19 protein-coding genes are annotated in these 23,823 nt (G+C 66.7%); 6 read left to right on the top strand and 13 right to left on the bottom strand.

Annotated elements, in window-relative coordinates; all coding sequences use genetic code 11:
- Positions 1–20: 20 nt before the first annotated feature.
- Positions 21–3,722 carry a methionine synthase gene (gene metH, locus UYS_RS0207695; RefSeq protein ID WP_016854930.1) on the bottom strand — a complete coding sequence of 1,234 codons (3,702 nt, stop codon included), beginning with the start codon at positions 3,720–3,722 and terminating at the stop codon, positions 21–23.
- 297 nt (positions 3,723–4,019) lie between these two features.
- Between metH and nfuA the strand changes: the two genes are divergently transcribed.
- Complete coding sequence (gene nfuA, locus UYS_RS0207690; RefSeq protein ID WP_016854929.1) at positions 4,020–4,610, top strand: Fe-S biogenesis protein NfuA; 591 nt, start codon at positions 4,020–4,022, stop codon at positions 4,608–4,610.
- Between the two features lie 18 nt (positions 4,611–4,628).
- Here the strand turns inward: nfuA and UYS_RS17105 are convergent, their stop codons facing one another.
- Positions 4,629–5,687 (bottom strand): DNA-binding protein, encoded by a 1,059-nt coding sequence (locus UYS_RS17105; protein WP_016854928.1) that lies wholly within the window; start codon positions 5,685–5,687, stop codon positions 4,629–4,631.
- A gap of 371 nt (positions 5,688–6,058) precedes the next feature.
- On the opposite strand from UYS_RS17105, the gene UYS_RS0207680 reads away from it, so the two are divergent.
- From UYS_RS0207680 to UYS_RS0207670, 3 genes are all read left to right on the top strand, one after another.
- Complete coding sequence (locus tag UYS_RS0207680) at positions 6,059–7,231, top strand: tyrosine-type recombinase/integrase (protein ID WP_016854927.1); 1,173 nt, start codon at positions 6,059–6,061, stop codon at positions 7,229–7,231.
- Between the two features lie 28 nt (positions 7,232–7,259).
- Positions 7,260–7,679, top strand: coding sequence for a SufE family protein (locus UYS_RS0207675; protein ID WP_016854926.1), 420 nt, complete (start codon positions 7,260–7,262; stop codon positions 7,677–7,679).
- 87 nt (positions 7,680–7,766) lie between these two features.
- The gene (locus tag UYS_RS0207670; RefSeq protein ID WP_016854925.1) at positions 7,767–9,320 is read left to right on the top strand and encodes a Fic family protein; all 1,554 of its coding nucleotides are present in this window, start codon (positions 7,767–7,769) and stop codon (positions 9,318–9,320) included.
- A gap of 4 nt (positions 9,321–9,324) precedes the next feature.
- On the opposite strand, the gene yidD is transcribed toward UYS_RS0207670, so the two are convergent.
- The 7 genes from yidD to UYS_RS0207635 form a co-directional block, all read right to left on the bottom strand.
- Positions 9,325–9,669 (bottom strand): membrane protein insertion efficiency factor YidD, encoded by a 345-nt coding sequence (yidD, locus tag UYS_RS17100; RefSeq protein WP_016854924.1) that lies wholly within the window; start codon positions 9,667–9,669, stop codon positions 9,325–9,327.
- Positions 9,670–9,673: 4 nt separating this feature from the next.
- Positions 9,674–10,114, bottom strand: coding sequence for a phosphoribosyl-AMP cyclohydrolase (gene hisI / locus UYS_RS0207660; protein ID WP_016854923.1), 441 nt, complete (start codon positions 10,112–10,114; stop codon positions 9,674–9,676).
- A 17-nt stretch (positions 10,115–10,131) separates the two neighbouring features.
- Positions 10,132–10,581, bottom strand: coding sequence for a Fur family transcriptional regulator (locus UYS_RS0207655; protein WP_026068414.1), 450 nt, complete (start codon positions 10,579–10,581; stop codon positions 10,132–10,134).
- 137 nt (positions 10,582–10,718) lie between these two features.
- Positions 10,719–11,699, bottom strand: a complete 981-nt coding sequence (locus UYS_RS0207650) for an alpha-L-glutamate ligase-like protein (protein WP_016854921.1) — start codon at positions 11,697–11,699, stop codon at positions 10,719–10,721.
- 4 nt (positions 11,700–11,703) lie between these two features.
- The gene (locus UYS_RS0207645; RefSeq protein ID WP_016854920.1) at positions 11,704–13,215 is read right to left on the bottom strand and encodes an inactive transglutaminase family protein; all 1,512 of its coding nucleotides are present in this window, start codon (positions 13,213–13,215) and stop codon (positions 11,704–11,706) included.
- Positions 13,216–13,257: 42 nt separating this feature from the next.
- Complete coding sequence (locus UYS_RS0207640) at positions 13,258–14,091, bottom strand: ATP-dependent zinc protease family protein (protein WP_016854919.1); 834 nt, start codon at positions 14,089–14,091, stop codon at positions 13,258–13,260.
- Positions 14,092–14,438: 347 nt separating this feature from the next.
- Positions 14,439–16,763 (bottom strand): FdhF/YdeP family oxidoreductase, encoded by a 2,325-nt coding sequence (locus UYS_RS0207635; protein ID WP_016854918.1) that lies wholly within the window; start codon positions 16,761–16,763, stop codon positions 14,439–14,441.
- Between the two features lie 248 nt (positions 16,764–17,011).
- Between UYS_RS0207635 and UYS_RS0207630 the strand changes: the two genes are divergently transcribed.
- Positions 17,012–17,569, top strand: a complete 558-nt coding sequence (locus UYS_RS0207630) for a DUF3833 domain-containing protein (protein ID WP_016854917.1) — start codon at positions 17,012–17,014, stop codon at positions 17,567–17,569.
- A 106-nt stretch (positions 17,570–17,675) separates the two neighbouring features.
- Here UYS_RS0207630 and UYS_RS0207625 read toward each other — a convergent pair whose 3' ends face one another.
- From UYS_RS0207625 to gorA, 4 genes are all read right to left on the bottom strand, one after another.
- The gene (locus UYS_RS0207625; RefSeq protein WP_016854916.1) at positions 17,676–18,068 is read right to left on the bottom strand and encodes an ectoine synthase; all 393 of its coding nucleotides are present in this window, start codon (positions 18,066–18,068) and stop codon (positions 17,676–17,678) included.
- A 118-nt stretch (positions 18,069–18,186) separates the two neighbouring features.
- The gene (gene ectB / locus UYS_RS0207620) at positions 18,187–19,455 is read right to left on the bottom strand and encodes a diaminobutyrate--2-oxoglutarate transaminase (protein ID WP_016854915.1); all 1,269 of its coding nucleotides are present in this window, start codon (positions 19,453–19,455) and stop codon (positions 18,187–18,189) included.
- Between the two features lie 91 nt (positions 19,456–19,546).
- A complete protein-coding gene (gene ectA / locus UYS_RS0207615; protein WP_016854914.1) occupies positions 19,547–20,125 on the bottom strand; it encodes a diaminobutyrate acetyltransferase in 579 nt (192 codons plus the stop codon).
- Between the two features lie 259 nt (positions 20,126–20,384).
- Positions 20,385–21,758: a glutathione-disulfide reductase gene (gene gorA / locus UYS_RS0207610; RefSeq protein WP_040478115.1), complete on the bottom strand. Its 1,374-nt coding sequence runs from the start codon at positions 21,756–21,758 to the stop codon at positions 20,385–20,387.
- 410 nt (positions 21,759–22,168) lie between these two features.
- Between gorA and UYS_RS0207605 the strand changes: the two genes are divergently transcribed.
- Positions 22,169–23,743: an ABC transporter substrate-binding protein gene (locus UYS_RS0207605; RefSeq protein WP_016854912.1), complete on the top strand. Its 1,575-nt coding sequence runs from the start codon at positions 22,169–22,171 to the stop codon at positions 23,741–23,743.
- Positions 23,744–23,823 lie beyond the last annotated feature (80 nt).

Raw genomic sequence — 23,823 nt, 5'->3', positions numbered from 1 at the left:
CGGGACGAGCGAGACGAGCATCAGCTCGGGTCGTAGGAGAGCACCGGCGACAGCCAGCGCTCCATCTCGGCCAGCGCCATGCCCTTGCGGCTGGCCAGCGCCTCGACCTGATCGCGGGTGATCTTGCCGGTCGAGAAGTACTTCGACTGCGGGTGGGCGAAGTACCAGCCGGACACCGCGGCGGCGGGCCACATGGCGAAGCTGTCGGTGAGCTCGAGGCCGGCGTTGGCCTCGGCCTCGAGCAGCCGGAACAGGGTGGCCTTCTCGGTGTGATCGGGGCAGGCCGGATAGCCCGGCGCCGGGCGGATGCCCTGGTACTTCTCGGCGATCAGCGCCTCGTTGTCGAGGGTCTCGTCGGCGGCGTAGCCCCAGAACTCCTTGCGCACCCGCTCGTGCATGCGTTCGGCGAAGGCCTCGGCGAGGCGGTCGGCCAGCGCCTGGACCATGATGGCGTTGTAGTCGTCGCCGGCGGCCTTGTAGCGGTTGGCCAGCTCCTCGACGCCGTGGCCGGTGGTGACGGCGAAGCCGCCGATCCAGTCCGGCTTGCCGGCCTCCTTCGGCGCGATGAAGTCGGCCAGGCTGTAGCAGACGCCCTCGCGGTTCTTGGTGGTCTGCTGGCGGATGTGGTGCAGCCGCTCGATCACCTCGCCGCGCGACTCGTCGGCGTAGACCTCGATGACGTCGTCATCGACGACGTTGGCCGGCCACTGGCCGATCACGCCACGGGCCTGGACCAGCCCCTCGTCGATCAGCTTGCGAAGCATCGCCTGGGCGTCGGCGAACAGGCTGCGCGCCGCCTCGCCGACCACCTCGTCATCGAGGATCTTCGGGTACTTGCCGGCCAGCTCCCAGCTCATGAAGAACGGCGTCCAGTCGATGCGCTCGACCAGCTCGCTCAGGTCGTAGTCCTCGAACACCTTGAGGCCGGTGAAGCCCGGCGCCGGCGGCGTGTAGCCGTCCCAGTCGAGGACCGGCTTGCGCGCACGGGCCTCGGCGTAGGACAGATCCGCCGCCTTGGGCCGACGCTTGGCGTTGCGCTCGCGCACGACCTCGTACTCGGCGCGGATCTCGGCCACGTACTCGGGCTTGAGCGCCGGGGAGAGCAGCTTGCCGGCCACGCCCACGGCCCGCGAGGCGTCGGTGACGTAGATCACCGGATGCTCGTAGCCCGGCTCGATCTTGACCGCGGTGTGGGCCTTGGAGGTGGTGGCGCCGCCGATCAGCAGCGGGGTGTCGAAGCCCTGGCGCTGCATCTCCTTGGCCACGTGGACCATCTCGTCCAGCGACGGCGTGATCAGGCCGGAGAGGCCGATGATGTCGGCATTCTCTTCCTTCGCCGTCTGCAGGATCTTCTCCGCCGGCACCATCACGCCGAGGTCGATGACCTCGTAGTTGTTGCACTGCAGGACCACGCCGACGATGTTCTTGCCGATGTCATGGACGTCGCCCTTGACCGTGGCCATGACGATCTTGCCCTTGGTTTGAGTATCCTCGCTCTTTTCCGCCTCGATGTAAGGCAGCAGGTAGGCCACCGCCTGCTTCATGACCCGCGCCGACTTGACCACCTGGGGCAGGAACATCTTGCCGGCGCCGAACAGGTCGCCGACCACGTTCATGCCGTCCATCAGCGGCCCCTCGATCACCTCGATCGGGCGCGTGGCACGCTGGCGGGCGAGCTCGGTGTCTTCCTCGATGTAGGCGGTGATGCCCTTGACCAGGGCGTGCTCGATGCGCTTCTCGACCTCCTCGTTGCGCCACTCGAGGTCTTCCTTCTTGGCGCCGCCGGAGCCGTCGCCCTTGTACTCGTCGGCGATCTCCAGGAGGCGCTCGGTGCTGTCGCTGCTGCGGTTGAGCACCACGTCCTCGACCGCCTCGCGCAGCGCCTCGGGCAGGTCGTCGTAGACCGCCAGCTGGCCGGCGTTGACGATGCCCATGGTCAGCCCGGCGCGGATGGCATGGTAGAGGAACACCGAGTGGATCGCCTCGCGCACCGGATTATTGCCGCGGAACGAGAACGACACGTTCGACACCCCGCCGGAGACCATGGCGTGGGGCAGATGCTCGCGGATCCAGCGGGTGGCCTCGATGAAGTCGACGGCGTAGTTGTCGTGCTCCTCGATGCCGGTGGCGATGGCGAAGATGTTGGGGTCGAAGATGATGTCTTCGGCGGGGAAGCCGATCTCGTCGACCAGCAGGCGATAGGCGCGCTGGCAGATCTCGGTCTTGCGCGCGAAGGTGTCGGCCTGGCCTTCCTCGTCGAAGGCCATCACCACGATGGCGGCGCCGTAACGCATGCAGCGGGTGGCCTGCTCGCGGAAGATCTCCTCGCCTTCCTTCAGCGAGATCGAGTTGACCACCGCCTTGCCCTGGATGCACTTGAGGCCGGCCTCGACGATCTCCCACTTGGAGGAGTCGACCATGATCGGCACCCGGGCGATGTCGGGCTCGCCGGCGATCAGGTTGAGGAAGCGCACCATGGCCTCCTCGGATTCCAGCATGCCCTCGTCCATGTTGACGTCGATGACCTGGGCGCCGTTCTCGACCTGCTCCAGGGCCACCTCCAGGGCGGTGGTGTAGTCCTCTTCCTTGATCAGGCGCTTGAAGCGCGCCGAGCCGGTGACGTTGGTGCGCTCGCCGACGTTCACGAACAGCGAGTCGTGGGCGATGTTGAACGGCTCGAGGCCGGACAGTCGGCAGGCCAGCGCGCGCTCGGGCACTTCGCGTGGAGGCAGGTCCCGAATCGCCCGATGGATGGCGGCGATGTGCTCCGGCGTGGAGCCGCAGCAGCCGCCGATGATGTTGACCAGGCCGCTCTCGGCGAAATCGCCGACGATGGCGGCCATCTCCTCCGGCGTCTGGTCGTACTCGCCGAACTCGTTGGGCAGGCCGGCGTTGGGGTGCGCCGAGACGAAGGTGTCGGCCTTGTCGGAGAGCTCCTGCAAATAGGGGCGAAGCTCCTCGGCCCCCAGCGCGCAGTTCAGGCCCACCGAGATCGGCTTGGCGTGGCGGACAGAGTTCCAGAACGCCTCGGTGGTCTGGCCCGAGAGCGTGCGGCCGGAGGCGTCGGTGATGGTGCCGGAGATCATCACTGGCAGGCGTTCGCCGCGATCCTCGAACAGCTCTTCCAGGGCGTAGATGGCGGCCTTGGCGTTGAGGGTGTCGAAGATGGTCTCGATCAGGATCAGGTCGCTGCCGCCCTCGATCAGCGCCTCGGCGGCCTCGCGATAGTTCTCGCGCAGCTGATCGAAGGTGACGTTGCGCTTGGCCGGGTCGTTGACGTCCGGCGACAGCGAGGCGGTGCGTGAGGTCGGGCCCAGCACGCCGGCGACAAAGCGCGGCACGCCGGTTTCCTCGGCCACGGCGTCGCAGACCGCGCGGGCCAGGCGCGCCGACTCGCGGTTGAGCTCTGCCACCAGCGCTTCCATGCCGTAGTCGGCCTGGGACAGGCGGGTGCTGTTGAAGGTGTTAGTCTCGACGATGTCGGCGCCGGCTTCCAGGTAGTCGCGATGGATGCGCGTCACCAGATCCGGGCAGGTCAGCGCCAGCAGATCATTGTTGCCCTTGAGGTCGGTGGGCCAGTCGGCGAAGCGCTCCCCGCGGAATTCTTCCTCCGACAGCGCGGCATTCTGCAGCATGGTCCCCATGCCTCCGTCGAGCATCAGGATGCGGCGGCGAAGGCTGTCGGTCAGCGAAGCGGTGAGAGGAGTCGGAACGGCGGCCATGGGTCGAGTCTATCTCCAGCGATAAGGGCGTCGGGGCGCGACAACGGCGCGATGATATTGTGTCGTATGGCGTCCGTCGCGAGGCCGGACAAACGTCGCATCTTAGCAAAAGCCGGGGTCCCGCGGCAGGGGCGCGACGCGAGCGTCTTTCATGTCGTGCGTGACCGGGTTTCATGCAGCCGGCGGGCGTAAAACCCAGTGCGGCGGTCGGGATTGTCAGGGTTCGGGCAGTCGCTTACCATAGTGGCAGACCCTCATCCCGGCCCGACCGTGCCGGGCTCGACCAGCGAGAGAGCAATGAGCGAGAGCATTCAGATCACCGACAGCGCCCAGGATTACCTTGCCGAGCTGCTGGCCAAGCAGAACGTCGAAGGGATCGCCGTGCGCATCTTCATCACCCAGCCGGGCACGCCCTATGCCGAGACCTGCCTGGCGTACTGCCGCCCCGGTGAGGAAGAGCTGACCGACGAGCGTCTGGAGCTCGACAAGATCATCGTCTACCTCGACAAGAACAGCATCGCCTTCCTCGAGGAAGCGGTGGTCGACTTCAACGCCGACCGCATGGGCGGCCAGCTGACCATCAAGGCGCCCAACGCCAAGATGCCCAAGGTCAACGAGGACAGCCCGCTGGCGGATCGCGTCAACTACGTGCTCTACAGCGAGATCAATCCCGGCCTCGCGGCCCACGGCGGCGAGATAAAGCTGGTCGAGCTGACCGAGGAGCAGGTGGCGGTGCTGGCCTTCGGCGGCGGCTGCCAGGGCTGCGCCGCGGTCGACCTGACGCTCAAGGAAGGCGTCGAGAAGACCCTGCTCGAGCGAATCCCCGAGCTCGCCGGCATCCGCGACGTGACCGACCACAGCGACACCACCAACGCCTACTATCAATAAGCGTTCCGCCGGGCCGGCTCAGTGGCCGGCCTGTGTGTCCTCCTCGGGCCCCGCATCGTCGGGGCCCGAGGCGTTTTCGGCCGCGGCCTCGAGCCGGTCCTGACTCGCCTGCATCTTCTCCAGCGATGACCACAGCCGCGCCTCGAGCTGCTGCTCCAGCGCTTCCACGCGGGCCTGGCGGCTGGCCAGGGCCGCCTGGGCATCCTCCAGGCGGGCGCCGAGGCGGGTGCGTTCCTCGTCGAGGCTGACTCGGGCAGCCTCGGCATCGCGCCGCGCCTGCTCCTCGGCACGCCACTTCTTCTCTTCTTCCTTCAGGGCGTCCTGCAGCGCCTGCTGCTCCGTCTTGGCGGCCTCGAGACGCTTCTCCAGGCGCTCGTGACGCGCAGCATGGGCCTTCTCTGCGGCCTGGCGTTCCTGGCGGGCCTCGTCGACCAGCCCCATCAGTCGTGCCTCGGCGGCCTCGTGACGCTGCTCCTCCTGGCCGAGTCGCGCCTGGTGCGCGGCTTCCAGCTCTTCCTGCGCCTGACGGTGGGCCTGGGCCTGGCGCTCCAGCTCGCCCTGCAGCTCATCCAGCCGCGCTTCCAGTCGGCCGCGGACCTCGCGCTGACGCGTGGCCTCAGCCTGCAGGGTGTCGTGATCGGCCTGCAGTCGACTGAGTTCGGCGGTCTGCTCGTTGAGGCGTTCCTCGCTGCGGGTCAGGTGTGACGACAGGGCGCTCTCGCGCTGCTCGGCATCCTCTGCGCGGCGCTCGGCGGCGGCCACCGCCTGCTGCGCCTCGGCGACCTTGTCGTCGGCCTCGCGGCGGTAGTGGGCCAGCGCCTCGTTGGCGGCGTCCTGGGCCTGCTGCCACAGCGATTCGGCGAGCTCCTGCAGCGGCGCCGGCATGCCGCGGGGCGGCGGCACGTCGCGGTTCTCCTCGCGGCGTTTTCGCCATTCGCGCAGATGCTCGCTGATGGTGGTGAAGCTGCCGGTGCCGAGCGTCTCGCGAATCCGCTGCACGCTGGGCGCCTGCCCGGCGGCCATCAGCTCGTCGATCGCCCGCTGCACGTCTTCGAAGCGTACGCCGCTGCGCGCCATGCCGTTCTCCTCGTCTCGTGAGTCCGCCCGTCGGGGCCTTCAGCTCGCACTATACCCGTCCCGGTCGTCGGGATAAAGATAATTACATTAAACGTAATACGTAATTTACATTATTAAAAAAGACATAAAAGCAAGATTACGCGGCTTATCTTGATTATCTGGTGCGTAACGTCGATACTGCGGCCGGGTGGAGCAGATGATTGAATTCAAAGGGCGAAGTGCGGATGAAAGCCGGCGGGAAGGGTGGTCAGGCACCTGTTTCGACCGCCCGCTGTGACGCAATAGCCACGAGGGAGGTGTAAACGGCCGTGGAAAGGGATAGCGAGAAGCCGGGCGCGCTGATGTCTCGGGCGGCGGCGCTGAACGAGACGATGGGCGAGGTGCTGGGCGATGTCGTGAGTCGGGGCGAGCCGTCGACGGCATCGACGGTGGCTCCGGCCGCCGGACACGCCCATATCGTCGCGACCAGCGATGCCGAGGCGGTGGCCCAGTGGCTCGGCGAGTATCGCGCCAGCCCCAACACCCAGCGGGCCTATCGGCGGGAAGCGGAGCGGCTGCTGCTGTGGTTGGCCGAGCAGGAGCTCGCGCTCGGCGAGATGCGCCGCGATCATCTGGACGCCTTCGAGGCTTTCCTGGCCGATCCGCAGCCCCGCGAGCGCTGGGTCGGGCCGACCCGGCCGCGCCACGATCCGCGCTGGCGGCCGTTTCGCGGCCCGCTGTCGCCGGCCAGCCGCCGGCAGTGCCTGGTGATCCTGCAGGGGCTGTTCGCCTGGTTGGTGGAGGCGGGCTGGGTCGGGCACAACCCGTTCAGGCTGATGCGCGACAAGCGCCGCCGGCTGGACAATCGCCAGGGCAGGGTGGAGCGCTACCTGGAGAAGCCGCTGTGGGACTGGCTATGGCAGTGGCTGAGCGAGGCACCGGACGACGATGCGACGCCGCGGGCGCGCTTCGAGCACGAGCGTCGCCGCTTCGCGTTCGGCTTCGCCTACCTGCTGGCCCCACGGATCGGCGAGATGGCGGCGGCGAGGATGCAGGACGTGTTTCGCCGCGAGGGGCGCTGGTGGTGGCACACGGTGGGGAAGGGCGGCAAGGCGGCCAGCATCCCGGTGCCGCCGGACATGATGCGCCTGCTCGGACAGTGGCGAACGGCGCTCGGCCTCGCGCCCGAGCCCGCCCCGGACGAGGTCACGCCGATGCTGAGAGGGCTCGATGGTCAACGCGGGCTGGGCGAGAACCGGCTCTATCGACTGATGCGCGAGGCCTTCGCTCGGGCGGCGGATGACCTGGAGGCGCGCCAGGGCCGGGCAAGCGCCCGCGAGATCGCACTGCTGCGGCGCGCCACGCCGCACTGGCTGCGCCATACCGCGCTCACGCATCAGGCCCAGGCCGGCGTCGAGCTGCGCTATCTCGCCGAGACGGCCCGGCATTCGCGGCTCGACACCACCGCCCGCTACCTGCACGCCGAGGACGCCGAGTGGCATCGCCAGCAGTCGCGTCACGGACTGTCGTCGGGGGCGGACGACGACGGGGCCCAGCCGTTATAATGGCGACAATCGTTTCAAGGAGTGTTGCATGACCACGACCGCCGAACAGGCCCAGCAGGAACTCGTCGACGAGTTCGAGATGTTCGACAACTGGATGGACCGCTACCAGTACATCATCGACCTGGGCAAGCAGCTGCCGACCTTCCCCGAGGAGTGGAAGCGCGACGAGCTGAAGATCCAGGGCTGCCAGTCCAACGTCTGGATGCACCATGAGCGCGACGGCGAGCGGCTCCGCTTCCAGGCGATCTCCGACGCCGCCATCGTCTCCGGGCTGATCGCCGTGCTGATGCGTATCTACGACGACCGCCGCCCGGAGGACATCCGCGACACCAGCCCGCACTTCCTCAAGGATCTGGGCCTCGACAAGCATCTCTCGCCGACGCGCAGCAATGGCCTGAACGCCATGCTCGAGCGCATCTATCGGGTCGCCGAGCAGGAAGCCGCCTGAACACTGGTCGCCCGCTGCCCTGCCTGACATAATCATTTTTATGAGCATGGCTGGATATATAATCGTTCTTTCAGCGGGATAATCGTTTTGACGGCGAAAACTCGGGATGAAATCGGCTACGGCTGGCTCGCGCGCCGCTACGGCGTCGAGACGACCCAGCCGTTTGCCATTACCAGCCGTATCGGCAGTACGCGCCACACCCATGAGCTTGGGGGAAGTCGCCTCGAGACCTATCTGGAGGCCATGCGGCCCGCCGATACCCTGAGCGCCCAGCTAACCTTTGCCCTGAAGCACGAGGGCATTCACCTGGAATTTCTCGCACGCCTGTTCGATGTGCTGCCGGAAACGGAGCTGGCCGAGTGGATGCGGCGGGAGCCGACCGGTCAGTATGCGCGCCGTGCCGGCTTTTTCTTCGAGTGGCTGACGGGCCGGGAGCTGGACGTCGAGCACATGGGCGGCAACTACCGCGATGCGCTCGACTCACGATATTACGTGACCCGGACCAGCGCGGTACGCAATCGCCGCTGGCGAATCAACGACAACCTGCCAGGCACGCCATCCTACTGCCCGCTGATACGCCGTACGCCGGGCGTCGAGAGTACCGGCCACTATGATATTGCGGCGCAGCTTGAGGCGATGAAGGGCGAGTTCGGCACCGACATCCTGCTGCGAAGCGCCGTCTGGCTGACGATCAAGGAGAGTCGGGCCAGCTTCGTGATCGAGCGCGAAGGCGGACATCGGGATCGCATCCAGCGGTTTGCCGAGGCGATGGAAGCCTATTGCGGGAACCTGCCTGACTCGCTGGACCGACATGCCCTCGAGGATCTGCAGCGTGCCATTCTGGGAATATCGACGATCCGGCCCGGGCTGCGGCTGTCGCCGGTCTTCGTCGGCAGCCGTTCGCTGCAGGATGGCACGGTCGTACACTATGTCTGCCCGCGCTGGGACTGGCTGCCTGCCATGCTGGACGGGCTGCGCCATTTCCTGGATGTCACCGAAGGAGCGCCGCCGATCCTGAGGGCGGCGGTGGCCAGCTTCGGCTTCGTCTTCCTGCATCCCCTGGCCGACGGCAACGGTCGCGTGTCCCGCTTTCTTGTCAATGATGTACTGCGTCGAGACGAAGCGGTGCCAGCGCCCTTCATTCTGCCGGTCTCCGCGGCCATTACTTCTTCGGCCATTCGGCGCGCCGAGTACGATCATATCCTGGAACTCTATTCACGCCCGCTGATGGACGCCTTCCGCGCGGCGGCCACGTTTTCTGCTGAACGGCGGTGCTATGAAGATGGCATCGAGTCCGATTTTGTCTTCACCGCCTACGAGCAGGCGGCCGCCAGCTGGCGATATCCCGACCTGACGCGGCAGGTCGAATACCTGTTGGATATCGTGCGCCATACGCTGGAGCATGAGATGCACCGACAGGCGGCGCTTCAGCGCGCCTGGCACCAGACACGGCTGGCGATCAAGGACTGGCTGGAAGGGCCGGACGATCATATCGATCGCATCATCCGCTCGATTCGCCAGCATGGTAGCGTCAGCGGCAAGCTGGCCAAGGAGTTTCCGGTCCTGTCGGACGAGCGGCTGGTATCCCGGCTCGAGCGGGAGGTCGCCGAGGGCTTCCGGGACATGGGTGGCGATATCTGACGCGCTAGCGAGAGCGTGATGCCTCGTCGCCGTCGCGACAACGGAAATGCTCGTCGAGCTCGGGGTCTTCCCGGCACAGCGTCTCGCTCGGGCCACCCGGGACCGGGTCGATGCCGCCCTCGGCGCCGGGATGGCAGCGCAGGATACGGCGCAGGCCGAGCCAGCCGCCCCGGATCGGGCCGTGGACCCTCAGCGCCTCCGCCGTGTAGTGGGAGCAGCTCGGCCAGTAGCGACAGCGAGGCCCGAGCAGCGGGCTCAGGATCAGCTGGTAGGCCTTGACCAGGCCCAGCAGAGGCCAGGTCAGGAGGCGTCCGGCCAGGTGCCGGACGCGGTGGAGCAGGGCGGTCATGACCTCAGCGCTTGCCGTAGAGGGTCTCGGGGTCGATCAGCGGCGCCGAGGTGATGCGTGCCTCGTCGCCCTCGAGGGACACGTAGAAGCAGCTGCGGCGGCCGCTGTGACAGGCCGGGCCGGTCTGGTCGACCTGCATCAGCAGGGTGTCGCCGTCGCAGTCGAGGGTGGCGCTGCGCAGATGCTGCTGCTGGCCGGAGGACTCGCCCTTGCGCCACAGCTTGCCCTTGGAGCGCGACCAGTAGCAGACGCGGCCGGTGTCCAGGGTTTCTTCCAGCGCCTCGCGGCTCATCCACGCCATCATCAGCACCTCGCCGCTGTCATGCTGCTGGGCGATGGCGGGAATCAGGCCGTCGTCATTGAAGCGGATGGCATCGAGGATCTCGCCGAGCGGGCGGCGGCTGTCGAGTGCCGCGCCTTCCAGGCGCTTGAAGGTGTCGGTCATGGGTGCTCCGTGCATCATTAGGTCGCGATGGCCGACCGGCAGGCCTCGCACTGGCCGAGCAGCTCGATGGTCTGGCGATGCACCACGAAGCCGAGCTCGCGGGCACGCTGGCCGAGCCGATCGTTGATGTCATCGAGGTGCAGCTCCTCGACTCGGCCGCAGTCGCGGCAGATCAAGAGCTGGAAGCCGTGGGCGTGCTCCGGGCAGGGGCAGGCCACGTAGGCGTTGAGCGATTCGATGCGGTGCACCAGTCCCTGGTCGATGAGAAATTCCAGGGCGCGATACACGGTGGGCGGCCGCGCCGACGCGTGCTCGGTGGCGAGGCGGTCGAGCAGCTCGTAGGCCTTCAGGCCGCCGCGGGTGTCGGCGATGATCTGCAGCACCCGCTGGCGAATCGGAGTGAAGCGCACGCCACGCTGGTGGCACTGTCGCTCGGCCTGTTGTATAAGGTCGCTGGAATCGGTCATGCGGGCCATGCGGTCGAGGATTGAGGGGAACATTCTACGCGCCCGGCATGGCCCGAGCCAGCCGGGCGTTGGTGGCCACGATGACGGTGGCGTGGCTTCGAGCGGCGACGCGCGAGGAGGCGGGCAGGGCGGCCGCCTCAGGCCTCGGCCGCCTCCTGCGCCACGCGCTCCAGCTCGCTGCTGCGGGCGAAGTGATGCTGGGCGAAGGCCACGCGCTCCTCGGGCGATACGCCCTCCGGCTGGCGTTCGATGAGGTCGAGCCGCTTGCGCAGCCCCTCGCCGTTGGCCATCTGGATCGCCAGCCCCGGGCGGGCGTTGAGCTCCAGCAGCATCGGCCCGTGCTGGCGGTCGATCACCATGTCAGTGCCGAGGTAGCCCAGCGCCGTCATCTCGTAGCAGCTGGCGGCCAGTTCGAGCAGCGTCTTCCAGCCGGGAATGCGCAGGCTGGCCAGCTCGTGGCCGGTGTCCGGGTGGTCGTGACGGGCCCGGTCGAACTGCACGCCGCGGATCGCCGTGCCGCTGGCGATGTCGATGCCCACGCCGACCGCGCCCTGGTGCAGGTTGGCCTTGCCGTCGGAGGCGGCGGTCGACAGCCGCATCATGGCCATCACCGGATAGCCCTGGAAGACGATCACGCGGATGTCCGGCACGCCCTCGTAGCTGTATTCGGCGAAGGATTCGTCGAAGTCGATCAGCGCCTCGATCACCGCCACGTCCGGTGAGCCACCCAGCGAATAGAGCCCCGAGAGAATGTTCGACACGTGGCGTTCGACGTCCTCCAGGGTGAGGTGGGCGCCGCTGGGCTTGACGAAGTGCGCGCCGTCGCGCTGTTCGATGACCAGAATGCCCTTGCCGCCGCTGCCCTTGGCCGGCTTGATCACGAAGCCGCCGTGGGCGGCCAGCATCTCGTGGATGCGCTTGATGCCGAACTGGGTCGAGACGGTGCCGATCAGCGCCGGCGTGGTGATGTCGTACCGCTGGGCGAGCAGCTTGGTCTGGAGCTTGTCGTCGACCAGCGGATACAGCCGCCGGTCGTTGTAGCGGCCGATATAGCGGATGTTGCGCTGGTTCATGCCGATGATGCCCTTGGCGCGCAGCTTGCCCGGGGAGGTCCACATGCGATCAGTCCTCCGTGACCGGCTTGAAGCGACGCAGCTCCAGCAGCCGGTAGCCGGTGTAGTTGCCGAGCATCAGAATCAGCGCCATCAGGATCAGCTGCACCCCGAGGAAGTTGAAGGTGATGTGGCGGATCCAGGGGTTGTTCATCGCCAGGTAGGCCAGCACCGCGGTCAGCATGCTGCCGCCGCCCTGGATCAGCACTTCCTTGGGACCTTCCTCTTCCCACAGGATCGACATGCGCTCGATGGTCCACGACAGGATGATCATCGGGAAGAAGGTGATCTGCAGCCCGGCGTTGAGGCCCATGCGGAACGACAGCACCGAGAACAGCGAGATGATGGCGATGACCGTGATGATCACCGCCGTCACCCGGGCCACCAGTAGCAAGTTCAAGTAGGACAGGTAATTGCGGATCACCAGGCCCACGGCCACGACCAGCAGGAAGCCGACCAGTCCTGTCACCAGCGAGGTCTGGATGAAGGCCAGGGCGATCAGCACCGGCATGAAGGTGCCCGATGTCTTGATCCCTACCAGCACCCGCAGCAGCACCACCACCAGCGCGCCGATGGGGATCAGCAGGATGGTCTGGAACAGCGCCTGCTCCTCGAGCGGGAGGCTGTGGATCGAGAAGTTGAGCAGGGTGTCGGCGTCCTTGGCCACCTGGCTGCGCACCGCGGCGGCGGCGGGCTGGTTGCGCGAGATCATCGAGAAGCTGATCCGGGAGTTGGTCCCGCCCTGGACCTCCAGCACCGACTGGCCGGCGTTCTCCCACAGCAGCAGGTTGTCCGGGCGGCCGCGTTGTCCGGTGGCCGGATCGAACAAGGCGCTCTCGTTGCCGTCGTAGACCTCGAGCCAGATGTTCAGGGCCTGGCGACGGCGGCCGTTCTCCAGCGTCAGGCCGCTGACCGCTCGCGCCTGGACGCCGGCCTGATGGAACAGGCGCAGCAGCAGCGGCGAGCGATCGAACTGGGTCAGCAGCAGGCGCACGTTCTCGCCACGCCGCTCGTCGCTGAAGTCGCTGATCAGCTGCTGGGCGAAGGTGAAGGGATCGGCGCTGCGCGACCAGGCGTGGTCGATGACTTCCTGGGCCGCGGTGTCATAGGGCGGCTCCCAGACCACGTTCGGCACCGGGCGCGGCGGCGGCACGTCACCGGCCTCTGCGTTCGGCGCGACCAGGACCTGGGCACTGTAATAGAGCTGCTGGTTGCCCTCGGCCTCGCGTACCGACCACAGGGCACGGCGCGCGCCGTTCTCCTCGAGGTAGTTCAGGCCATAGCCGGGCGAGGCGGTGTGCTCGGTGAGCACCCGGAAGCCGGGCTGGGTGGAAGGCAGGGCCATTTCGACCCTGGCCGGGCCGCCGTCGGCGCGGAAGTCGACCTGGGCTTCGATCTCCCAGACCTGGCGCTGTTCGCCCGGCGTCCAGGGGACCTCGAACTGGACATGGCGATGGACGCTCATGGCAATGCCGGTGACCAGCAGCAGGGCGACGATCAGATAAAAGGGCAGTCGGGACATGTCGGCTTCCTTGGACGCGTGACGTGGGCTTCGCTGACGGGATCAGGGCGCCGTCGTCTCGTCTTGTGTCTCGGGCGCGTCGGCATCCGCTGCCGACGGCGAGGAAAATTCGGGGCGATCGTAGATATGCCGGCGGGCCACGTCGACGATGGTGATATCCATCAGGAAACGACGGCCCAGCAGCGCCGGAGAGTCGAGATGGGTGCGGTCATCGAGGGTAAACTCCACGCTCTCGCGCAGCGGCCCCAGCGTCAGCAGCAGGCGAATCACCGGCCGCGAGGCGTCGCCGTTGGCCTGGGCGGCGCGGACCCGGCGCTCGACAGGCGCCTCAATCCACTCGTCGCGCTTGGACTCGATCACGCTGTCCTCGTCGTTGAGGCCCAGCTTGAAGCGCACCCAGTCTTCGCCGTCACGCTCGAACGGCGTGATCTCGGTGGCCGACAGCGACGACATTTCGGCACCGGAATCGATACGTGCTTCCAGATAGGTGCCCACCTCGGGCAGGCCGATCCACTCGCTGCGACCGACCAGGGTCTTCTTGTCGAGCCGCTCGTCGACCACCGGGCAATTGCGGGACGTCGGCTCCTGGCGTGTCTCGCCGCGCAGCGTCTCGAGCTCGCCGCGCACGTTGCGCAGCAGGTATCCCAGTTCGCGCACGTCGGCGCGCAGGCCCAGCTGCTCCTCGCGGTGCGCCGACTGGGCCTGGAGCGTGGCGTCGCAGCGGTCGGCCAGGTCGGCCTGGAGCCGATCCATGCGATTCGCGAAGGCCTGCTGGGTGACGGGCTCGGGGGGCGCTTCGCGCTGGGGCACCATTCCGCAGCCACCGAGCGATAACAGGGCGGCGAGAGGTGCAATCAGCAGGGGGCGAATCGGCATGTCGTCGACATCCTTGGCTCTGGCGAGTGAAGAGGCAAAGGCCTCGCGAACTGACGGGATGATAAGGAGCGGGGGGCAAGCTGTCCATGTCGTGGCGATGACGAAGCCGTGGGTGACACGGGCTTGCATGGCTCCGCCACGACCATGATTTAACATAATATATATTATGCGAAGTCCTTGTCGTGGCGGCTTGATGCCCTTGTGTCATCATCGCGACACCAAGACGGCCTGGCATGATGCCCAGTGTCGTCCAGCCTTCACGCTTTCGCCACGGGAACCCGCGTCACAGCGCCGGCGCCCGGAACGCCTCTCGAGGTTCCGGGCGCGCGGCCGTGCAGTCGATGATGTCAGGCCGTCTCGGCGTCCAGTCGCTGGCTGGGCGCGGCGCGCTCGAGCCGGATCGCGATGAACTTCGAGGTCGGCGTGAAGGTCTGCTCGCCGTAGCTGTCGAGCGGCACCAGCGGATTGGTTTCCGGATAGTAGGCCGCGGCCTGGCCGTCCGGCATGTCATAGGCCACCAGCTGGAAATCGCTGACCCGACGTTCGCGGCCGTCGTCCCACAGCGACACCAGGTCTACCCGGTCACCTGGGGCGAAGCCGAGCCGCCGGATCTCCGTCTCGCTGGCGAACACCACCTCGCGCAGCCCGAAGACGCCACGGTAGCGATCGTCGAGCCCGTAGAGCGTGGTGTTGTACTGATCGTGGGAACGCAGCGTCTGCAGGATCAGGTCCGGGGTCTCGCCGCGCGCCAGCACGCCGGCGTTGACCAGCGCCTCGGGCAGCGCGTGGGAGCGGAACCGGGCCTTGCCGCTGTCCGTGTGCCACACCCGCTCCGCAGCGGCGTTGCCCAGGTGGAAGCCACCGGGCTGGTTCAGCCGTGCGTTGAAGTCCTCGAAGCCGGGAACGGTGTCCGCGATCAGCTCGCGGATGCGGCCATAGTCGGCGATCAGCGACATCCAGTCCACGGGATGCGGGCCCAGCGTCGCCTGGGCGATGCCGGCGATGATCGCGGGCTCCGAGCGTAAATGTGGAGATCGCGGTGTCAGCTGGCCACGGGAGACGTGCACCATGCTGAAGGTGTCCTCGACGGTGACGCCCTGAGGCCCCTCGGCCTGCTTGTCGATCTCGGTGCGCCCCAGGCACGGCAGGATCAGGGCGTCCCGGCCGGTCACCAGGTGCGAGCGGTTCAGCTTGGTGGCGATATGCACGGTCAGCTCGCAGTGTCGCAGCGCGGCGTGGGTGCGCTCGGTATCCGGCGTGGCCTGGGCGAAGTTGCCGCCCAGGCCGAGAAAGACCTTCGACCGCCCTTCTTCCATCGCCTGGATCGCCTGCACCGTGTTGTGACCATGGTCTCGCGGCGCCTCGAAGCGGAAGCGCCGCTCCAGGGCGTCGAGCAGCCTCGCCGGCGGCTTCTCGTCGATGCCCATGGTGCGATCGCCCTGCACATTGCTGTGGCCGCGCACCGGCGACAGCCCGGCGCCAGGCTTGCCGACATTGCCGCGCAGCAGCTGAAGATTGACGATTTCCTGCACCGTTGCCACCGAATGGCGGTGCTGGGTGATGCCCATCGCCCAGCACATCACCACCCGTTCGGCGCGGCGATACATCTGTGCGGCCAGCTCGATGTCGTCGAGCGAGAGCCCCGACTGCGCGCGAATATGCGCCCAGGGCGTGGCATCCACGGCGGCCAGATAGTCGTCTAGGCCGTCGGTGTGGGTCTCGAGGAAGGCGTGATCGAACACCGGCGGCTCGCCGGCCGCCAGCGCTTCGCGCTCCCAGCCCAGCAGGTATTTCGCGATGCCGCGCATCAGCGCCATGTCGCCGCCGAGGGCCGGACGGAAATAGGCGGTGTGGGTAGGCTCGGAGCCGTTGCCGAGCATTTCCAGCGGTTTCTGGGGATGCTGGAAGCGCTCGAGGCCGCGCTCCTTGAGCGGATTGATGCAGACGACCTGGGCGCCGCGCTGTACCGCCTCGCGCAGCGGCTCGAGCATGCGCGGATGGTTGGTGCCGGGATTCTGGCCGATGACGAAGATCGCGTCGGCGTGCGCCAGGTCGTCGAACACCACGGTGCCCTTGCCCACGCCGAGGCTGTCGGTCATGCCGATGCCGCTGGCCTCGTGACACATGTTCGAGCAGTCGGGAAAGTTGTTGGTGCCGAAGGCGCGCACGAACAGCTGATAGAGGTAGGCGGCCTCGTTGCTGGCCCGGCCGGAGGTGTAGAACTCGGCCTGGTTGGGCGACTCGAGACGGTTCAGGTGCTCGGCGATCAGCGCGAAGGCGTCTTCCCAGCGGATCTCGACGTAGCGGTCACTGTCGGCGTCGTAGCGCATGGGATGTGACAGCCGGCCCTGATATTCCAGCCAGTAGTCGCTCTGCCTGAGCAGGTCCGAGACGCGGTGTTCGGCGAAGAACGCGGGGCCGACTGAGCGCCCGGTGGATTCCCAGTTCACCGCCTTGGCACCGTTCTCGCAGAACTTCACCAGCCCGCTCTCCGGCGCCTCGCCCCAGGCGCAACCCGGGCAGTCGAAGCCGTGATCCTGGTTGGTCTTGAGCATGGCACGGAGGTTCTTGACCGCGTTGTCGCTGCCGAGCCAGCTTTTGGTCACGCTCTTCAGCGCTCCCCAGCCGGCCGCCGCGCCCGAATACTCTCTGATATGCTCGTCCTGGCTCATTGCCTCTTCCTCAACTAATGAGCCCCCTAACATATTCCTCTCGTCGCACCGCGTCCAATGGAATCCCGTGAGGCCTTGACCCTGCCGTCCGTGAAGGCGGCGCCGAGAAGATCGCCACGTCCTTGACCGAACAGCGCTTCGCCGAGCTTCGCGCCCGATGGCCCGAAGCCCGACCTGCCCCGGCTCGCATGGCACCCGCGGCCTCACTCCTCTATATTGTTATACATCACACATAAAGGATATGAGTCATGTATAGAAAATTACCGAGCCGGCGGGGCCGCCCGGTCGTCTGGCTGGCCCTGGTGCTGATGCTCGCCGGCTGTGCCGGCATCGACGTGGGGCGCTACGCGGGAACCACGCCACGGCTCGACATCGCCGACTACTTCGAGGGGCAGACGCGTGCCTGGGGCATGGTGCAGGACTACAGCGGCGAGGTGCAGCGCCGCTTCACGGTGGACATCGACGGCAGCGTCGAGGGCGACACCCTGACCCTGGATGAGCGTTTCACCTACGCCGACGGCGAGACCGATCGCCGCGTCTGGACCTTCGAACGTCGCGACGGCGGCCGCTGGGAGGGGCGCGCCAATGACGTCGAGGGCGTGGTGCAGGCTCGCCAGGCGGGGCACGTCTTCCATATGAGCTATCCACTCGAGGTCACGGTCGACGGGCGCGACCTCACCTTCCAGATGGACGACTGGATGTACCTGCAGCCCGACGGCCGGCTGATCAATCGTACGTCCATGAAGAAGTTCGGCCTGACGCTGGCCGAGATCACCATCACCTTCGACCGCGATGCCCCACGCTAGGTCGTCACCCTGCCCTGTCTTCCCGTTCTTCCTTTACAGGAAACGACACGGCCCCGGTTCCTGATGGAACCGGGGCCGTTGGCGTCATGGCCTGATCGATGGTTGATCAGTCGTCGGCCGGCGCGTAGGAGCCATCCTCGCGGTGAACCTCTTTACCGGTCAGGCCCGGAGTGAACACGCAGGCCAGATGCATGGTCTTGGTCGCCCGCAGCAGGTGGTCGTCATGCTGATCGAGGATGTAGATGTCGCCCGGCTTGATCGGCCAGATCTTGCCGTCGGCCAGGGTCTCGACCTCGCCCTCACCTTCGATGCAGTACACCGCCTCGAAGTGGTGCTTGTAGTGGATGTGGGTCTCGGTGCCCTCATAGATCCGGGTGATGTGGAAGGAGCAGTTGCCGCCGTCCTCGGCCAGCGACAGGCGGGTGCTATCCCAGTTGCCGTTCTCGGCGGTGACCAGGCGGTCGGTCTGACGGGCTTCCTCGAGATTGCGAACGATCATTGGCGCTCTCCATGGGGTGTCTGGTGTGACGGGCGTCCGGCCCGCTCGATGTGTCGAGGCTCGGGCCGACACCGATGACCACCCGCCTCGTCGGCGACGAGACGGGCCGGGGAATCGATCAGCTCAGGGCCTGGCGGGCACTGGCCTCGAGGATGTCCAGGGCTTCGATCAGGTCCTCGTCGGGAATCGTCAGCGGGCACAGGCACTTGACCACTTCACCATCCTGGCCGCTGGTCTCGATGATCAGGCCGTTCTCGAAGGCCTGGCCGGTGATCTTGTCGGCGATGTCACCGCTGCCGACGTCGATGCCGCGCATCAGGCCACGCCCACGCTCGCTGGACTCGATGCCGCACTCCTCGGTGAGCCAGGCGGCGATCTTCTGGAAGCGCTCCTCGACGATGCGGCCCTTGCGCTGCACGTCACGCTCGAAGGTGTCGTCGCTCCAGTACTGACGCAGCGCGGCGGCGGCGGTGGTGAAGGCCAGGTTGAAGCCGCGGAAGGTACCGTTGTACTGGCCCGGCTTCCACTTGTCGAGCTCGGGGCGCATCAGCACGTGGGCGAACGGCAGGCCGAAGCCGGACAGCGACTTGGAGTTGGTGACGATGTCCGGCACCACGTCGGCGTGCTCGAAGCTGAAGAACTTGCCGGTACGGCCGCAGCCGGCCTGGATGTCGTCGACGATCAGCAGGATGTCGTGGGCACGGCAGATGCCTTCCAGACGCTTGAGCCAGTCGAGACCGGCCACGTTGATGCCGCCTTCGCCCTGCACGGTCTCGACGATCACGCCGGCCGGCACGTCCAGGCCGCCGGACTTGTCGCCGAGCAGCTTCTCGAAGTAGTCGAGGGTGTCGGTGGCCTCGCCCATGTAGCCGTCGTACGGCAGGAAGGACGCGCCCTGGGTCGGGATGCCGCCGGTGGCCTCGCGGAACTTGCGGTTACCGGTGGTGGCAAGTGCCCCCATGGTCACGCCGTGGAAGCCGTTGGTGAAGGTCACGATGTTGTGACGGCCCTTGGCCACGCGGGCCAGGCGGATAGCCGCCTCGACGGCATTGGTGCCGGTCGGCCCCGGAAAGTGCACTTTGTAGTCCAGGCCGCGCGGCTTGAAGATCACCTCCTCGAGGGTCTCGAGGTAGTCGCGCTTGGCGGCGGTCCAGAAGTCCAGGCCGTGGACGATGCCGTCGCTGGCCAGGTAGTCGACCAGGGCCTGCTTGATCTTGGGGTTGTTGTGGCCGTAGTTCAGGGTGCCGGCGCCGGCCAGGAAATCGATGTACTCGCGGCCGGTCTCGTCGGTCAGGCGCGCATTCTGCGCCTTGGTGAAGACGACCGGAAAGGAGCGGGAATAGGTCCGGACGTCGGATTCCATGCGTTCGAGGGTCTGGGTCTGCATTGCGACCTCCTGTCGGAAAGAGCGGAAGAAAGGGAAATTCGGGCGTGACGATGCCGGCCGACGTGGCGCGCCGGCACCGTGGCAGCAGCGATCAGATGTCGACGGTCTGGAAAGGACCGATGCGCACGAGGTTTTCGGGGTCGTGCTCACCGCCCAGCTGATCGGTGGAAAAGTATTCACGGCTGTTCAGCGGCGCCTGCCAGCGGTCGGCCAGGCGGCGGAACAGGCCCCAGGACGCCTGGTTGTCCGGCGTGATGGTGGTCTCGAGGTGGTGCACCTCGGCCAGCTCCGGCCGGGTCATCACGGCCTCCACCAGGCGGCGAGCCAGGCCGGTGCCGCGGGCCTTCTCGCCCACGGCGACCTGCCACAGGAAATAGGTGTCCGGGCAGTTGCTCTTCACGTAGCCGGATACGAAGCCGACGATCTCGCCTTCCTCGTTGGTGGCCACGGCGCAGCTGTCGCGAAACTGGGTCGCCAGCAGCAGATAGGCATAGGCGGAATTGATGTCCAGCGGCGGGCAGGACTTGACCAGTTCGTAGATGCCCCAGCCGTCGTCCGGGTTTGGCTTGCGGATGAACAGCGGGGTGGACTGATGGCCGACGACGGTGTCGGCAATGCTGGGCCGGGCGAGCTCGGCGGAGGGAATGAAGGGCTCTGTGGTCACGTTCATTATCATGTTCGCTTAGCGAATTCGGGAATTAGCATAACAGCTGCTTATCACCTTTTCAAAAACGCTGTTATCCGGACGGCAAGAAACCATAAACCTGTATTATGGCATGCGGTGAAATGCCGCCATGACGGGCTTCTCACAGCATAGCCCGGTCTCGCTCCTCCGGCCTGCCGATGCTTCAAACGCAAGCGGGCCACCCGTTCAGGGTGGCCCGCTCATGTGGCGATGGTGTGACGGCGAGATGTCGCCGTCCGTGGCGTCAGCGACGCGTCGGCGTACGCATGGTCACGAATTCCTCGGCCCCGGTGGGATGGATGCCCACCGTCTGGTCGAACTGGGCCTTGGTCAGCCCGGCACGCACCGCGATGGCAATGCCCTGGATCAGCTCGCCGGCCTCGTCGCCGACCATGTGCGCCCCGACCACCACATCGCTCTCGTCATCGACGATCAGCTTCATCAGGCAGCGTTCGCTGCTGCCGGACAGGGTGTGCTTCATGGGGCGAAAATCGGCGCTGTAGACGCGAATGGCGTCGAAACGCTCGCGCGCGGCCTCTTCGGAGAGACCCACGGTGCCGATGTTGGGGTGGCAGAACACCGCGGTGGCGATGCGCTCGTAGTCCAGCGGCTCGGGCGTGGTGTCGCCGAAGTGGTGCTCGACCAGCTTCATGGCCTCTTCCAGCGCCACCGGGGTGAGCTCGGGGCCGTCGGTGACGTCGCCCAGCGCCAGGATGGACGGCACCGAGGTCTCGAAGCGCTCGTTGACCTTGAGCTTGCCGTCGTCGCTGGTGGCGACATCGAGCTTGTCCAGGCCCAGCCCTTCGAGGTGCGGGCGACGGCCGGTGGCGGCCAGCACCGCATCCACTTCCAGCGTCTCGCCGCTGGTCAGGGTCACCTTGAGGCCGCCCTCGACCTGCTCGATGGTCTCGATGTTGGTGCCGAAGTGCAGGTTGACGCCCTTCTTGTCCATCTCGTCGCGGGTGAACTCGCGCACTTCCTGGTCGAAGCCGCGCAGGAACAGGTCACCGCGGTAGACCAGGTGGGTGTCGCTGCCCAGGCCGTTGAAGATGCTGGCGAACTCCACGGCGATATAGCCGCCGCCGAGCACCAGGAAGCGTTCCGGGAAGCGGTCGAGATCGAAGACGCGGTTGGAGTCCAGCGTCAGCTCATTGCCCGGGAAGTCCGGCACCCAGGGCCAGCCGCCCACGGCGACCAGGATCTTCTCGGCGCTGATGGTCTCGCCGCCGACGCTGACGTGGTGTTCGTCGACCACCGTGGCCCGGCCGTTGATCAGGCGCACGCCGGCGCCGTCGAGCAGCCGGCCGTAGATGCCGTTGAGGCGCTTGATCTCGCCGATCTTGTTGTCACGCAGGGTCGCCCAGTCGAAGGTGGGCGCCTCGGGCAGGGTCCAGCCGAAGCCGCTGGCGTCCTCGAAGCTGTCGTGGAAGTGGGCGGCGTAGGAATACAGTTTCTTGGGCACGCAGCCGACGTTGACACAGGTGCCGCCCAGGTAGCGATCCTCGGCCACGGCAACGCGGGCCCCGGTGGCGGCGGCGGTGCGTGCGGCGCGGACGCCGCCGGATCCCGCCCCGATGACGAAGAGGTCGTAGTCATACTCGGTCACAGACACAGGCATCTCCTGTTGGGTGTGTGTAGATGGGTGCGTGATAGAGGGGATGGGCGTGAGTGGCAGCGATCATACCAGCCGTCGGCAGCCCCCGGGAGGTCCGCGGCCATTGACCGCCGCTATGGTGGTAATAAAAAAAGCAACTTGTCAGCGATCCCGATCATAAGAGCCGCCTCCCTGCCCCATCAAAACGTCATGAGCGCCCCGTCGGCGGGCCTGGGCCGGGTCGCCCTGCCGTATCCCAGCGACCGCGTGGCACCGCCAGGCGAGCCTCATTCGCCGGGCGCATGACGCCTCTCGTTATTTCGATTGTCCTCCCGCCGCCGAACTCTCTATGTTGAAGACCGGACCGGAACAAACGGTCGTTCGCCCCATCCCGAGGCGATACGCATAACAATCCATCCGGCATGGAATACAACATGACAATCAAGAAGACCCTTCTGGCCAGCGCCGTCGGCGCGGCCATGACCGCGGCTGCCATCGCACCGGCCGCCCAGGCCGAGACCACCCTCAGCATGGCCTACGACGCCGACCCGGTGTCGCTCGATATCCACGAGCAGCTCTCCGGCGGTATCCTGCAGCTGTCCCACATGACCTTCGACCCGCTGGTGCGCTGGAACAAGGACCTCGAGTTCGCCCCGCGCCTGGCCACCGACTGGGAGCAGGTCGACGACACCACCCTGCGCATGACGCTGCGTGAGGGCGTCGAATTCCACAGCGGCAACGCCTTCACCGCCGAGGACGTGGTGTGGACCGTGGAGCGTCTGAAGCGCAGCCCCGACTTCAAGGCGATCTTCGCGCCCATCGCCTCGGTGACCGCGGTCGACGAGCACACCGTGGAGTTCACCACCGAGAAGCCCTATCCGCTGCTGCTCAACCTGGCGACCTACATCTTCCCGATGGACAGCCAGTTCTACAGCGGTGAGGACGCCGACGGTGATCCCAAGGACGAGATCGTCAAGAACGGCAACTCCTACGCCTCGCGGCATCTGTCCGGCACCGGCCCCTTCGAGGTCAGCGAACGCCAGCAGGGCGTGCGCGTGGTGTTCGAACGCCACGACGACTACTGGGACGAGGATTCCCCCGGCAACGTCGACAAGATCGTGATGACGCCGATCAGCGAGAACGCCACCCGCGTGGCCGCCCTGCTCTCCGGCGACGTCGACTTCATCGCCCCGGTGCCGCCCAACGACCTGGAGCGCATCCGTAACGACGACGATACCCAGCTGGTCACCATGACCGGCACCCGGATCATCCTCTTCCACATGAATCAGGAGCGCGTCGAGGCCTTCCAGGATCCGCGGGTGCGCCAGGCCTTCGCCTATGCCATCAACCAGGAAGGCATCGCCGACCGGCTGATGAAGGGCTTCGCCACCCCGGCGGCCCAGATGTCACCGGAAGGGTATGCGGGCCACGTCGAGGACCTCGCGCCACGCTACGACCTCGAGCGAGCCCAGGAACTCATGGCCGAGGCCGGCTATGAGGACGGCTTCGAGATCACCATGATGGCGCCCAACAACCGCTACGTGAACGACGCCAAGATCGCTCAGGCGGTGGCCGCCATGCTGGCGCGCATCAACGTCACGGTGGATCTCAAGACCCTGCCCAAGGCCCAGTACTGGGGCGAATACGACGACCGCGTCGCCGACATGATGATGATCGGCTGGCACGCCGACACCGAGGACTCGGCCAACCTGCACGAGTACCTCACCGCCTGCCCGGACGCCGACAGCGGGGCCGGTCAGTACAACGCCGGCAACTACTGCAATCCGGAGCTCGATGCCCTGGTCACCGAGGCCAACCTGGAGGTCGACCTCGAGGCCCGCGCCGAGATGCTGCAGCGGGTCGAGCAGACCCTGCATGACGAGGCCGCCTTCATTCCGCTGCACTGGCAGGACCTGGCCTGGGCATCCGCCGCCAACGTCGACATCGAGCCGGTCGTCAACGTGATGAACTTCCCCTATCTCGGGGACCTGGTCGTCGAGGAAGAGTGATTCCTCCCTCGCCGGCGTCATCGTCGGCGAGGACTTCCCCCCATCCTGACCCGGTGGCGCGCTCGACGCGAGCGTGCCAC

The organism is Halomonas smyrnensis AAD6, assembly GCF_000265245.1.
In the GTDB taxonomy this organism is placed as follows: domain Bacteria; phylum Pseudomonadota; class Gammaproteobacteria; order Pseudomonadales; family Halomonadaceae; genus Halomonas; species Halomonas smyrnensis.
This window is presented reverse-complemented; position numbering and strand designations above follow the sequence as displayed.

What these genes read in the sequence shown, in the direction of transcription:
- metH (WP_016854930.1), bottom strand. Translation starts at nt 3,722, where the DNA reads ATGGCCGCCGTTCCGACTCCTCTCACCGCTTCGCTGACCGACAGCCTT.
- nfuA (WP_016854929.1), top strand. Translation starts at nt 4,020, where the DNA reads ATGAGCGAGAGCATTCAGATCACCGACAGCGCCCAGGATTACCTTGCC.
- UYS_RS17105 (WP_016854928.1), bottom strand. Translation starts at nt 5,687, where the DNA reads ATGGCGCGCAGCGGCGTACGCTTCGAAGACGTGCAGCGGGCGATCGAC.
- UYS_RS0207680 (WP_016854927.1), top strand. Translation starts at nt 6,059, where the DNA reads ATGGGCGAGGTGCTGGGCGATGTCGTGAGTCGGGGCGAGCCGTCGACG.
- UYS_RS0207675 (WP_016854926.1), top strand. Translation starts at nt 7,260, where the DNA reads ATGACCACGACCGCCGAACAGGCCCAGCAGGAACTCGTCGACGAGTTC.
- yidD (WP_016854924.1), bottom strand. Translation starts at nt 9,669, where the DNA reads ATGACCGCCCTGCTCCACCGCGTCCGGCACCTGGCCGGACGCCTCCTG.
- hisI (WP_016854923.1), bottom strand. Translation starts at nt 10,114, where the DNA reads ATGACCGACACCTTCAAGCGCCTGGAAGGCGCGGCACTCGACAGCCGC.
- UYS_RS0207655 (WP_026068414.1), bottom strand. Translation starts at nt 10,581, where the DNA reads ATGACCGATTCCAGCGACCTTATACAACAGGCCGAGCGACAGTGCCAC.
- UYS_RS0207650 (WP_016854921.1), bottom strand. Translation starts at nt 11,699, where the DNA reads ATGTGGACCTCCCCGGGCAAGCTGCGCGCCAAGGGCATCATCGGCATG.
- UYS_RS0207645 (WP_016854920.1), bottom strand. Translation starts at nt 13,215, where the DNA reads ATGTCCCGACTGCCCTTTTATCTGATCGTCGCCCTGCTGCTGGTCACC.
- UYS_RS0207640 (WP_016854919.1), bottom strand. Translation starts at nt 14,091, where the DNA reads ATGCCGATTCGCCCCCTGCTGATTGCACCTCTCGCCGCCCTGTTATCG.
- UYS_RS0207635 (WP_016854918.1), bottom strand. Translation starts at nt 16,763, where the DNA reads ATGAGCCAGGACGAGCATATCAGAGAGTATTCGGGCGCGGCGGCCGGC.
- UYS_RS0207630 (WP_016854917.1), top strand. Translation starts at nt 17,012, where the DNA reads ATGTATAGAAAATTACCGAGCCGGCGGGGCCGCCCGGTCGTCTGGCTG.
- UYS_RS0207625 (WP_016854916.1), bottom strand. Translation starts at nt 18,068, where the DNA reads ATGATCGTTCGCAATCTCGAGGAAGCCCGTCAGACCGACCGCCTGGTC.
- ectB (WP_016854915.1), bottom strand. Translation starts at nt 19,455, where the DNA reads ATGCAGACCCAGACCCTCGAACGCATGGAATCCGACGTCCGGACCTAT.
- ectA (WP_016854914.1), bottom strand. Translation starts at nt 20,125, where the DNA reads ATGAACGTGACCACAGAGCCCTTCATTCCCTCCGCCGAGCTCGCCCGG.
- gorA (WP_040478115.1), bottom strand. Translation starts at nt 21,758, where the DNA reads ATGCCTGTGTCTGTGACCGAGTATGACTACGACCTCTTCGTCATCGGG.
- UYS_RS0207605 (WP_016854912.1), top strand. Translation starts at nt 22,169, where the DNA reads ATGACAATCAAGAAGACCCTTCTGGCCAGCGCCGTCGGCGCGGCCATG.